Raw genomic sequence first — 12,480 nt, 5'->3', positions numbered from 1 at the left:
ACCGCCCTGGGTCGAGCGGCCCGTCGGTTGGCAACGCGCGCCCCCGACGCTGAGCTAGGAATCGCTGGGTCGCGCGATGGCTATGCGATTCCTGTTTGCGGCTTGGCCGCGATCACGACGTCCTGCCCGCTCATGCCATTTGTTCGGCCGCACCACGTGCCGTAACGCACCGGTTCCCGAAGCTCGAGGCCGCACTGCCCATACAGATACCTCACGAAGCCTTCCGGATAGGCGATCGCCGATTCGGGATTTTCGATGTGGGTCATCCGAAAACCTGGCATCTCATATTCGAACTTGAATAATCCCTTTCCCTCCTTAATGAGGGCTAACGACTCATCGTTGAGCAGGAAGAAAGTGATCAGACTTCGCCCGCCCGGCTTCAGCACACGGACGATCTCGTGCAGATATTGCTTCACATCGGATGGCAGCATGTGCGTGAACACTGAGGCAAGCAACGCGACATCGAACGATGCGTCGGGATACGGGAAACGGAAGTTTGACGACCTGTACCTGCCTGTCGGGTTGTAGACTCCGTTCTGAACATCGACAACTCTGAAATCGAAGTTGGGGTGTGATACTGAGATGTTCTCCGCGCACCAGGAGATCGCTTCCCCCGAGACATCGAAGCCGGCGTAGCGGCTCTCCCGATTCAGGTAACCGGTGAGCGGCAAAGCCATCCGCCCTGAGCCGCAACCAACGTCGAGCACTGCATCACCTGGCTGCAACCCACATAGGTCAATCAGATAACCCAAGAATTCATTGCCGGTTGCCTTGTACGCGTCATCGCCACCGCCGCCTACCCAATCCTGAAGCTCCCGGGGGGGCAGCAAGTCACCGGGCGAGCCGCAGTCCGGTGGCGAAGTGGGATTCGAGCCGGACGGTACACTCCCGATCACTCGCTCCATGATGCCACCTTACTGTCGTTAGAGGTACTGGCTTGAGATGCAGAGGACTTCGTCGAGGGTGGCGGTGCGCGGCCCGGGTTCGGCGGGTGGATCGGGGTCGCGGTGTCGCGCGCCGTGGGCTTGGTCTAGGCGTGTGGTGTCGAACATCGCTGGGCCGGTGGCTATTACGTCGGTGAGTAGGTAGCGGCCGGCGTTGGGTGCTCGGCGCACGGTTTCCTCTGCTGCGGTGGCGCCGGTGAGTTTGGCTGCGTCGGTGAAGTTGATGCCGACCTGAAACACCTGTGGTTCGGCGTCGAGCACTGCGGTCAGGCGGGTGATGTAGTTCTCGGGGGCGAAGAACCGCCAGCCTTCGCCCAGGTGCAGCCAGAACCGGCCGTCGATCTGAGCGCGCAGCTGCGCCAGCAGGGGGGCGGGCTTGTCGCCGGATCGGCGGCGGGCGAATTCGAGGAACCCGTAACGTTTGCGCAGCCTGGCGCGGTCGGCGGTGGGCAGGCCGGTATCGAGCACCACAAACCGCCCGACTCGTGAGATGTCGAGGCAGCAGTTGAGAAACGAGTCCAGGGTCTGCTCGGTGGTCTGGCGGTCGGGCCCGGCGATCAGGCTGACGGTGATCTCGCCGTCACGGGGCCCTGCGGTCAGTGACGACACCACGGCTTGGGGGTGCACCAAGGCGGCCTCGAGCATGGCCGGTACCGAGAAGTCGCGGTTGGCCGCAATCCGTTGCCGGTCCGGGTCGGGGATGTCGGGGCGGGCCAGCAGGGTCCGGCACAGCGTGAACGCCTCGGCGTGCCGGCCGGTCCAGGACGCGCACACCGCCTGCTCGTCGGTTGCGCGCCACGTGTAGACGTCGGCGTATCGGGGGACAAAGAGGTCCTCGTCGGGATAGGGGATTTCGGCGGCGCGCTGGGCAAACTGGTAGCCGGCCTCGTGGCGTTGCTCTTTGCGACACCGAACGGCGATGGCGTGCAACGCCTCGGCGCGGGTCGGTCGAAATTCCCACGCCTTGAGGTAGGCCTTTTCCACGTCCGGCCAGGGCTCACCAAGGTTCGACATCGACTCCGCGAGCCGATACAGCGCCCAGTACACCTCCTCGCCGCAGCCACCCATCTCGACCCGCCGTGCATACCACCGGCGCGCGTTGACGAAATCGCCCAATTGGACGTAGGTTTCGGCGAGGAAAAGGACCGACCGCCCATCTTTGGGGTGGCGTTTGACCTTGGCCAGCAGCAGATTTCGCTCGTGCTCGAATTTTTGCCTGATCAGGTTGCGATCGCGGAGCTCACGATCTGCGCTGAATTCTTCGCCTTCCACGCGTACATCGATGCCAGGGGCATTCCGCGCGTCGGCCTCATGGCTGATACCCTCGAAACTTTCCGACAGCGCGCGCCGCAGGATCGCGGCCTGGTCGCGAGCGGAGAAAGCCCGGTAGCCCCGCTCGGCGAGCTCGCGTCGCGCACGCTCGTCGGCGGCGAGCTCCACACAGCGCTCGACCAGTTCGTCGTAGTCCGCGAACGCGACGCCCGACTCCAGGTCGCGCTCCAAAGCCCGATCGCCACCACGCTCGGAGACCACCGCCCGCCTGTTGGCCAGCAGATACGAAACACGTGCAATTTCGAAGATTTTCGCTTCCCAATAATGCAGGTTGAGGACAACCTTCGAGCGCGCGATCCAGGCGTCACGGCTCGCACCAAGGGCCCCCGATAGCCATTTGACGCGCAGTCCGCGGTCGTGCAGCTCCCGCAGAACGGCGTAACGGCGCTCACTGAGCAAGCCGTAGAAAAGGACGTCGATGTCCTCGGGGGCCGGTGCGATCCGGGTCAGCTCGGGGACATATCCGATCGGAACGTAGATGGGCCGGGGCAGTCCCATAGCAGCGAGCCGCTCGATGTTGGCTTGGCTGTAGTCCCACGTCGGGTAGCGCCGGAAAAGGTCGACGAATTCCGGCATCTCCATCCACGGCGCGTCGGCACCCAATTGCTCGAGGTTGTAGAAGATGGGGTTTCTCGGCGGGGCCAAGCCGTAGTGGACAAGGTGGTTTCCGCCGAGCACGATGGTGCGGCGCTCGTCGAGGTCCAGACGATCGGTCAGCACCGAGTCATGGCCCAGCGCCACAAGACCGTGGTGCAATGCCTCCGCGATCTCGCGAAATCCTCCGCCGATGGTCGGATTGCCAGGAGGTTTGACTACTGCGACGGCGAACAGCATGGGTGCAAAGTACCGAAAGGGGAGCGGGGCTTGACCCCTTCAATTGTGAAGCGGTCTGAACGGTTTCGGCATGTCCGGAGACTGAGGACTCACTGGGAGGTTCAACCCCTCCAGATCTGATTGCGCGTGTCCGCCGTGCACTCCGCAAGTCCGACGAGCCGGCTCTCTCGCGATGGTGCGCGCTAGCTATCCCCAGCTCGACTTCGGAGGCGGCGGGGGGGTGGTCTTCGGCGGCGGCGGGGTGGTGGCCTTCGACGGCGCCGCGGTGGTGGGCAGGACACCGCGCTGTGCCCCTTCCAAGCATGCGAAGGCGTAGGCGAGGTCCGCGAGTTGCCGCGTGGTCCCTTCCGGGAGTGGGCCCGTCTCTACACCCTCAGGCGTGTCGGGGAGTTCCTTCAGAATTCGATGCGCTGCTGCTCGAACGATATTGGTCAGCGCCATTCGCCCGAGTAGCATCGCACTCTCGACGTCCTCGGCGAGCTTCTCTCGGCCGCTTTCCTCTTGTTCCCTCAATTGGATCCCCGTTTCGTTCTCTAGCGAGTGACTCGTGCCAGGCCGACTCTTCGGCTCGTCGGCGAGTTTCTGTTGTCCGCTCGATTGGACCTCTTCGCTGGATCGGATCTCCGCTTCGTTCTGCGGCGAGTGGCTCGTGCCGGGCCGACCCTTCCGGTGTGAACCCAAGCGTCGCATGGTGCCAGTAAACGGTATCCGCAGACGAGCTCGCAAGGCAACACCACATGGCGCCCGGGTGGACACTTTGGACCGGGTCAAGCGCGATAGCTGGCGTGAAACATAGCCTTATCCGTTATCAGGCCGAGCACCCCTCGGCGCTCTGACGAGGTAGCCCCCGGAGGGTTAAGTCCCCCGGAACACTCCACGGACACGGTTACCACCGCTACCCACCGGCGAATCGACGCCGAAGATCTTGGGGGCGTTCACAATGACGGCCAGGTCGTGCTGGATGTGGGCCCCCGTGACCGTCAGTTCGGTCATCGACGGTTCCCGGTTGCCGTCGCGCATGTGCTGTTGATGGTTCAGGCCGTCCAGCAGGCTCTTGACCATGGCCATGGAAGTACGTTGAGCCGACAGTCGGCATTGCCGCCCCAGCCCGGCCCGGAGGGAGCCGCCAGCCCGGGTCAGGGTGGTTGTCATTTGCTTCTTCCTCTCTGTAACGTGACGTCGTTATCCGAGCCGCCGCGCTCCAGCTCACCGGACCGCCGGGGGAGCAGTCTTCGCACGGCCCGGAAGGGCCTTGTGGAGGCGCAAAGAGTGACACGGGCCAGCATAATCTCCGAACGACAGCGAACGATCGACCGAAAGCACCGCAAGAGGAGGGACAATACCGTCATGTTGTGCGGCAATCTGAGAGGTTGCGCCTATCTGAACGGAATTCATGTCCTTGAGAGGGCGGACTGGAGCGGCGCGACGGGTTGCTCAGCTCGTTCCCGTTTGCTGAATTCGCCACGTCACATCAGTAAGGAGCGATAGTAATGAAAACGATTTACGAATACGGCCACAGTAAGGCCGAGTTCGATCCCAAAATAGAAAGGGAAAACTCGCCCGATATATCAGAGGACGATTTCTGGGAACTCGCGGCGATGGTTTGGGACTACACAGAGCTTCACGTTCAGGCGCTGCACAATCTGTATTGTGCGGCGCGATACATAATTGCGGCCAAAATCGAGGGGGACTTCATCGAATGTGGTGTGCTACTCGGCGGGTCGATTATGGCGATCGAGACCGTCCTTGCGCGCTACGAGGGACCTTTGCGCGACGTCTACGCCCTCGATACGTTCTCTGGGTTTGTCGGGAGAAACGCTGACTTCGACATCGATCTGCAAACCGGGGCGGTTGCCGGCCTTCCGGAGGCGGGGCTCGATTTCAGCGAGGGCGCTATCGCCAACATGACCTCGGTCGAATATCCCCGTTTACGCATTGTCAAGGGCGATGTCCTTCAAACAATCCCGACGCTGGATATCGAGCGTATCGCCCTTTTGCGCCTCGACACCGACACCTATGAGACGACCAAGTTCGAGCTCGAATCGCTGTACGACCGCGTTGTCCAAGGTGGCGTCATCATTGTCGACGACTACGGCTACACGGTCGGATGCAAGAAGGCTGTCGATGACTTTCTTGCGACACGCGCGCCTGTTCTGATGCAAAGGATCAACAAGAATGTGCGGTGCTGGATAAAGCCCTGAAACGACGAGTCCTCCCGCGGCTGCAGACCCAGGCGCGAACTTGAGGCTTGCGGAAGTTTAATCGTTTCCAACGTATCGGCTCGCCCGTGCCCGCTTGTGCAGCGTTACCTGTGTCGTCGGTCGCGGCGGCTTTGGATCGCCGGGGCGCCGGAAAGCATGTCACAGTACTGAATTCGCAGTTCCTGCAGGTGCTGGCGCCTCAGATGCCGGAACCCCGCGATTCGCGCGGCTGCGCTACCCGCTGGGCGGATTGCTGGCCATCGCCATCCTGGGCGATAGGAGCGGGAATGCGCTGCTACGCCGAACTTGCTAGCTGGACCGCCACCGCACTGCCGAAGTGCTTGCCCAGGTGGGGATTCGGTTTCATCGCTCCAGCGAAAAGACATTCCGGGCAGTACTGTCCCGACGCGACCGGCCGACCTGGATCGCCGGTTGGGCAACTATTTCGCCGCCTCGGCCGGCGCGACCACGTTTTATAGCCACAAATGAGCCACTTCCCGACCACTGTTCTCCAGAAATTCAATGACGGCGCGCTTGACCTCCTCATCGTCGACTGGTTGATACGCCCTTCGGCCGTTGCCATAAATATCGGGTAACAAGCTTTGGAGATCCACTTTGTCCTTGTAACCCTTCGAACAAAGCCTCTGATAATAGGGTTCGAGGCAGCGAACAATAGTATCCATGTCCGCGTCGGACAATGTCTCGATCACTTTACGATCGTCACCGGAAGCGCAACGTTCCACCACGAAATCAACGAGAGCTTCGCTGTATACCTCTTCGCCGTATATCGCTTCTAGAGCACATCTTTGGACAAGACGCGCGGTCTTCGCGCTTACGTCGCAATATTTTCGACTCCGGCTTTCATTGATCGTCGACTCCCAGGCTCGCGGCAGCGCGTGCTCGCCTGGGGCCGTTCTCACATCATAGTTTCTTACGACTTGAAGCAAATCGCCGAGCCTATCTCCAAGTCCCATGGTATGGAAAAAATCTACAATAATATTTCCGTCCGCTAATTGGTCACGCTCGTAAGGCCGGACTACAAGGTTCAGTTCTGCGTCAGCCTCAATCGTATCGAGAAAACTATTGATCATCAGGCCATAGATATTGCAGCAATACTTGACCCCTTCCGATACATCAACGACGCCAAATCCGTCTGAATATTTTTGCAAATCTCGTATGAAATTCCATGGAAGAGAGTTTTCCGCCGCCCAAGATGCCACTAATTCGACCGGCGGACGAACATACATGATTGCGGTCCGACTATAAGCGGCAAACACTTCGTTCTTGATCGACGCCGGTCGCCCCATCAGCCCCTCTTCAGAGATGATGATGTGGCGGCATGGAGAAGCTTCGATCAAATTTCTCACGCGATGAACGTTAAAATCATTATCGATGATAAAATCGGCATTGGCGTATCTCGGCAAATCGAGACGGAGAGGGGAAAACAAGATATAGTCTACGCCAAGAGCCGTCAACGACTTCTTATTGTCGAATAGGAATTTCTGAACATAAGTGGAACCCGTCTTGATGGTCCCGACATGAAATATTATATGTTTTTCGACATCATCCATTATAACCCCTCGCCAACATCAGACAGTAGCCACTCCGCCATCATCTCCGACCCTGGAAAGCAGCCGGCAGCGAATGTCTCTGGCACGACAAACGCATTCACACCCGTTATTTGCCCCCATAGCGCAGTGAATAGCATGCGTCATGATTTGGTATCTTTGATCAGTTCTTCCACGTTTTGCATGCTTCCTCCGGGGCGTAAACCAGTTCACCCGTGCTACAGCCTATCCTGCCTGCGGCTAGTGTGAACTGGCTCTCGTGTTTTAAAGCGCGTTGATATGTTGGTTGGGGTTGCCGCAGTGCAGGACTGAGCGGATTCGGTAGTGGGTGAAGATTTGGAATCCGAGGGCGTTTCTGCGTAGCGTCGCCAAACGGCCCTTGATCGCTTCGGTCGGCCCGCTGGAGGACGAACCCATCCCCGTGGCCGTGAGGGGTGTATGACCAGCTGTGCTCATCGCCGCCGATGACCCGCACTCCCTCAGGCGAGTCGGGTCGTCAGCCACGATGGTGTGGGTGGTCGACGTCGAGGGAATCAAGGGGTCCTGGGCATTTGGATCCAGCAGAGCGAGGGCGCGAACTTTTGACACGGGGTCCTCACTGAGCTGCGCAGCCGCGGATGCCGCGACGCTCTGTTGTCTGTCGCGACGGGTTGACCGGGCTGGCTGAATCGATCGCGGCGGTGTGGCCGGCCGCGGTGATACAGGCCTGCGTGGGTGCATCTGCTGCGTTCCTCGATGCGCTACGCCTCCTTCACTGACCGCCGCAAGATGGCCGCTACGCTACGGCCTATCTACATTGCGGCCACCGAAGAGGCCGCCAAGCTGGCTCTTGAGGAGTTCCGTTCTCAGTGGCACACCAAATCTCCCAGCGCGGTGGCGGTGGGGGATCGCGCCTGGGCCGAGTGCGTGTCGTTTTTGGCCTTCCCGGTCGAGATCCGCAGGATCATCTACACCACCAATGCCGTCGAGTCGTTGAATTACCAGCTGCACGCCGAGCGAATCCCGCGCCCTTGCACCCTGGCTCGAGCACTACAACACTCAACGACGCCGCAGTGCACTTCCAGGACTAGCCCCGATCAGCCGACTGCGACCAACCTAATGACCGAGTACAGCTAGCCGCAGGGGCTATCCTCCGGTACGAAGAACTCATCTATCCCGGTAATCTGCATTGGAACCGGCCGCCCGAATTCCCGAGGAAATATTACCTTGTAACCAGCAGCTTCCAGCATCGGCCGCACACGATCTTCGGGAGAAAGTTGCGCATGTTGCTCGACACAGATAAATCCGAACCTGTAGCGGTCAAAATCAAAATTGGCAAACACCTCCTTCTCGTGCCCCTCCGTGTCAACGGACAAGAAATCGATATCCCTGGGCGCGTCCTGATCCTTTAGAAGATCCATGAAACTCACCGTCTCGACGGTATAAGAATCCGCAATATTTCCCACATACGGATGCGTTTTATCCAACGAGGAGTTTCCCGGGTGGTCCGATTGATAAAACTGGAGCTGATTTCCGGTAACAGCTGACACACAGCGCTTATCAATACGCGCGGTCCTATTTTTTGAAAGGCTATCATGCCAGTAAGTCGCCGGTTCTGCGAGGATGCCACTCCAACCGAAGTTTCTTTCAAGTGTCAAAGTATTGCTTGCTACCAATCCATTGCAGGCACCGAACTCCACAAAAAACCCATTGCGCTTTCCGCCGCTCAAAAGAAGCGCGAAAATATCTTGAAAACGTTCAGATGGGCTCTCCATCAAAGTCTTGATAATGCAAGAAACGTCGACAGCGTTTTCTGGGTTGACTATCTCGCCGACCATACGGAACAGCGCCATTAGGCGCTCTCTTTGAGCTATGGTATGTTGAAGTCCCAGAACAATTTTTTGATGTTCCCTGTGCAGCTCTTCGAACGTCCAGTCTCTCATGGATTTCTCTCTCGGTGTCGCTAAACAGCAAAGCTCTGCGCGAAATTGTACGCCTTACTCACCTCAAATTTTCACGGTCGCCCGAGTTCTCCCTGACGGCTACTGAGGTCACGAGTTGATCTTGATTTCCGACCTCTGGAAGCGGCGCCGCCGCGTGCCGTGAGCTGACGCCGGTATCGACGATCCCGGGGTGGCTGCTCCTTCCTTGGGGTCAAACGGACACGGGGGTCCGCGGGTCAGGGGATGGCGCGGACGCGGTTGACGACGGCGACGTTAAACTGCCGTCCGATAGCCGGTGCGGCCAAGAAAGCGGCCATGACCTTCCCTAAGCGCCGATTCAGTCTGGTACTCCAGAAACAACAAGCCGACCCGATCGATGCGGCCGTTAGGTGGTGCCTCTCGGCCCGAGGTAGCGAGAGGGTGGAATTCCAGCACCGGCGTCGGCTCGCGGAACCAGAGCGCTTCGTAGTTCGCGTGACCCGCCGTCAACGTGTGGCGCAGGATGTGACGGCGCACTACGGGTTCCCCGCGGCGCACCTGTCTGCCGACAAAATAGGAGGCATAACGCGCTGCGTGCCGTTGGCCGGTGCTGAGTTCGACGAGCCAGGGGTAGAGGTCGCCCGGGCAACGACGGGTCAGCTCGATGAGCCACGGTTTCTGACCGTCCCAGATGAACTGGACATGCAGGAGACCGTCAACCAGGCGAAGCGCTCGGGCAAGGCGCTCGACCGTGGATTTGACGGCCGCAATTCCATCGGCAGGGAAATCGTTGACAACGTACGAAGTGTCCACCGCGAAAGGCGTGACCGACCCGTCTTCGCGAACGATGGCCGCCCCGGCCACCTTCCGGTCTTCCAAGAAGGCGCTGTAACTATGCAACCGGCCGTCGATATAGGTTTCCAGCAACGCCTCGCCATTGCGGCTTTCGGCACGTGCAGTCTTAAGCGCGCGCCGGCCGGCGTCACGGTCCGCCCCGTCGAACACCGTAATCCCGCGACCGCTGAAGGCATCGGAAGGCTTGGCGATGAGCTTGCCCTCAACCGGCAGCTGTTCCATGAACACGCGTCTGGGCGAAGGAAGGTCGAGCTCGGCGCACAGGGCGCGGAAAGCCGACTTGTCGGCGATCTTCTGATAGGTGTCCGGGGTGTCGAATACCGATTCCTTGACCCGCAAGCGAAGGGCCGTCTCGATCGACACGTCGGTGCACCCGGGTACGACGCAGTCTATGTCCAGTCGATCGACATGCGATTGCACGACGACAGCATCTGCGTAGTCGTCTTGCAGATAGCGCCTGGCATCGCGTCGGGCCAGGACATCCCGCGGGCGGTTGCCGATTGTCCAGACCTCGAATCCCTCTTCCAGGAGCCAGTCATGGATCGGCCTGGCCGCAAAACTGGTATCGAGGAGAAGGGCTCGGGTCATTCAGCAATCTCGGAAATTTCAACTTCTCTGCTCGAGTTGGCAGCTTTCACGATGGCCTCGACGATCAACATATTGAGATAGCCATCGCGCGCGGTGACGAGCGGAGCGGCGTTGCCACGTACGACATCAACGAAGTGCCTGAGCTGAGTTGTCAGCGGGTCATGCCGCTGGACCGAGAGTTGCCCTTCATCAAACGGGTGCCACCAGGAGCGATTGGGCGTGCCAAAGTAGGTCCGGAACCGCATCGAGGGGAAATCGAGCGATCCCATGGTCCCGCTGAAGTGATAGCAGTTCTGCTCGGGGAAATGCGGGTAGACCGGGTTCTCACCTGCTGTCATTTCCCAGCTCTTGCTGCTCGCGCTGGCATCCGACAGCAGGAATGTTCCGATGGCGCCATTGCGGAAGGAGAAGATCATGGCGCTGCTGTCTTCGACTTCAAACTCACGCGCCGCCCTGCTGAATTTGGCCGCGACGCTTTCGATCTCGCCGACCAGGAAACGCAGTATGCCTACTTCGTGAATCATGTTGATAAGGATGGGCCCCCCGCCCGGGCGGGTCCGCCACGGCCCGCTGGCGAAGTAGTCCGCCGGCTTGTAGAACAGCGCCGACCCCTGCACGCAAACAGCCTTCCCGAACTTTTCAGAGGCCATGAAAGCCCGAGCGACCTCGAGCAGGGGGCTGTAGGTCCGGTGATGGCCGACAAGCAGAGAGACATTGCTCTCCGCGGCGGCTGATGCGAGACCGGCCGCCGCGGACAGCGAATCCGTGATGGGTTTTTCGACCAAGGCGGGAATGCCGCTCTTCACACAGCGCATCGCCTGATCGTAATGAAAGACATTCGGAGAGCTGATGATCGCAGCATCGACCTCTTCGGTTTCAACCGCTTCTTCGACAGTTGTGAAGAGTCTGACACCTTCGGCTGCAGCAAACTCGAAATTGCGAGAATGCGCGGGCGCCACGATCGCCGCCAGTCGAGTATCGGGATTCTCTTTCAGCAGGGCCGCATGCTTGCGGCCCATCAGCCCGGGACCGGAGAGCAGGAAACGAAGTTCCCTATTCACGATGAGCTACCCTTTGAAGCGTCAGCTTTCGGCTTTTGCAGTGGAATCCAGACAGCACATCGGAAATGATCTCAATATGCTCCGGCTCAACTCCCGAATGGAAGGGCAGACACAGCACGCGATCTTTGACCTTGTTTGCTATGGGCGCAGCATGCACAGTGTGGATCGGCGCGTTTTTGTAGCAGTCGAAATCGGTGCAGATCGGCCAGAAATATCTGCGTGAGAATATCTCCCGTTCCTTCAACTTATCGTATATCTCATCTCGGGTCGCTCCATAGACGCGTGGATCAACGACGACCATATAAAACTGTTCCGATTGTTTGACGCCGGGCTGCTTTATCTGAGACCGCAGGCCGGGCAGCCGATCGATGATCCTGTCATATTCGGCACGCAAGGCCCTGCGGATGTCGCGCTCTTCTTCAAATATCTTCAGATTCAATAATCCGATTGCCGCGTTCACCTCGTTCATCTTCCCGTTGATGCCGACGGTGGTTACGCGCTCCTCATTCACGATGCCAAAATTGCGCACCAGTCGAAGACGCTGTGCCATACCTTCGTCGGTCGACGTGATCAGCCCGCCCTCGAAAGTATTGAACAACTTTGTTGCATGCAGCGAAAAAGTGCTGAGGTCTCCCATCGCCCCCGCGGGGGTGCCGCCTCGCACTGCGGCGAAAGCATGGGCGGCGTCAAAGAGCAGCTTCAGGCCGTGCTGCATGCACACCCTGTCAAGACCTTCAACGTCGCAAAAAGTTCCGTAGACATGAACACCGATCACAGCCTCTGTCTTGCTGGTGATCGCTCGCTCGACCGCACGCGGATCAAGAGTGAGCGTCTCCTCACAAATATCGGCAAACACCGGTTTGTAGCCGCAAGCGGCAATTGCATGCGCGGTCGCCGGGAAAGTCAAAGGTGTGGTAATCACCTCGGCGCCAGGAGACAGGTTCAAGCTCAGCAGCGCACACTGCAGGGCAACCGTGCCGTTGCAGACCAGCTTGGCAACCGGCACATTCAGACACTGAGCAAGCTCGGCTTCGAGCCTGTTGTGGAGCGGGCCCTCGTTCGTGACCATTCTCGATGACCAGATCTCGCCGAGCAGCTCCGTGAGATCTTGCAGACACGGCAACAGGGGTCGCGCAACATAGAGCGGTTTCATCATAAGCTCCGAGGTTCATGTAGTTGACAGCTGCGTCTGAGCG

General features: G+C 59.3%; 10 protein-coding genes and 1 pseudogene. 3 read left to right on the top strand and 8 right to left on the bottom strand.

The features are described 5' to 3' along the window. Window positions 1-80: 80 nt before the first annotated feature. Window positions 81-905, bottom strand: a complete 825-nt coding sequence (locus tag BN971_RS03340) for a class I SAM-dependent methyltransferase (RefSeq protein WP_085179139.1) — start codon at window positions 903-905, stop codon at window positions 81-83. A gap of 18 nt (window positions 906-923) precedes the next feature. Next, window positions 924-3,110, bottom strand: a complete 2,187-nt coding sequence (locus BN971_RS03335; RefSeq protein WP_090349787.1) for a glycosyltransferase family protein — start codon at window positions 3,108-3,110, stop codon at window positions 924-926. Between the two features lie 172 nt (window positions 3,111-3,282). Between BN971_RS03335 and BN971_RS24900 the strand changes: the two genes are divergently transcribed. Then, on the top strand, window positions 3,283-3,426 hold the full coding sequence (locus tag BN971_RS24900) for a hypothetical protein (RefSeq protein WP_169718596.1): 144 nt from the start codon (window positions 3,283-3,285) through the stop codon (window positions 3,424-3,426). A gap of 539 nt (window positions 3,427-3,965) precedes the next feature. Here BN971_RS24900 and BN971_RS03330 read toward each other — a convergent pair. Then, entirely contained in the window at window positions 3,966-4,262 is a 297-nt protein-coding gene (locus BN971_RS03330) for a hypothetical protein (RefSeq protein ID WP_139027035.1), read from the bottom strand. Window positions 4,263-4,600: 338 nt separating this feature from the next. Between BN971_RS03330 and BN971_RS03325 the strand changes: the two genes are divergently transcribed. Further along, window positions 4,601-5,311, top strand: a complete 711-nt coding sequence (locus BN971_RS03325) for a TylF/MycF/NovP-related O-methyltransferase (protein ID WP_085181129.1) — start codon at window positions 4,601-4,603, stop codon at window positions 5,309-5,311. A gap of 473 nt (window positions 5,312-5,784) precedes the next feature. On the opposite strand, the gene BN971_RS24425 is transcribed toward BN971_RS03325, so the two are convergent. Further along, the gene (locus tag BN971_RS24425; RefSeq protein WP_139027034.1) at window positions 5,785-6,882 is read right to left on the bottom strand and encodes a hypothetical protein; all 1,098 of its coding nucleotides are present in this window, start codon (window positions 6,880-6,882) and stop codon (window positions 5,785-5,787) included. Between the two features lie 505 nt (window positions 6,883-7,387). On the opposite strand from BN971_RS24425, the pseudogene BN971_RS03320 reads away from it, so the two are divergent. Further along, window positions 7,388-7,866, top strand: a pseudogene (locus BN971_RS03320) (IS256 family transposase); the annotation flags it as partial. A 125-nt stretch (window positions 7,867-7,991) separates the two neighbouring features. Here the strand turns inward: BN971_RS03320 and BN971_RS03315 are convergent. The 4 genes from BN971_RS03315 to BN971_RS03300 form a co-directional block, all read right to left on the bottom strand. After that, window positions 7,992-8,801 (bottom strand): FkbM family methyltransferase, encoded by an 810-nt coding sequence (locus BN971_RS03315; RefSeq protein WP_085181128.1) that lies wholly within the window; start codon window positions 8,799-8,801, stop codon window positions 7,992-7,994. Between the two features lie 273 nt (window positions 8,802-9,074). Next, window positions 9,075-10,223 carry an ATP-grasp domain-containing protein gene (locus BN971_RS03310; RefSeq protein WP_085181127.1) on the bottom strand — a complete coding sequence of 383 codons (1,149 nt, stop codon included), beginning with the start codon at window positions 10,221-10,223 and terminating at the stop codon, window positions 9,075-9,077. Further along, window positions 10,220-11,284: a Gfo/Idh/MocA family protein gene (locus BN971_RS03305; protein ID WP_211279809.1), complete on the bottom strand. Its 1,065-nt coding sequence runs from the start codon at window positions 11,282-11,284 to the stop codon at window positions 10,220-10,222. The genes BN971_RS03310 and BN971_RS03305 overlap by 4 nt, the downstream gene beginning before the upstream one ends. After that, entirely contained in the window at window positions 11,277-12,440 is a 1,164-nt protein-coding gene (locus BN971_RS03300) for a DegT/DnrJ/EryC1/StrS family aminotransferase (protein WP_085181125.1), read from the bottom strand. Before BN971_RS03300 ends, BN971_RS03305 begins: the two co-directional genes overlap by 8 nt. Between the last annotated feature and the right edge of the window lie 40 nt (window positions 12,441-12,480).

The sequence above is a fragment of the Mycobacterium bohemicum DSM 44277 genome (genome assembly GCF_001053185.1).
GTDB classification, from domain to species: domain Bacteria; phylum Actinomycetota; class Actinomycetes; order Mycobacteriales; family Mycobacteriaceae; genus Mycobacterium; species Mycobacterium bohemicum.
Note: the sequence above shows the minus strand (reverse complement) of the source record. Positions and strands in the feature narration are given on the sequence as shown.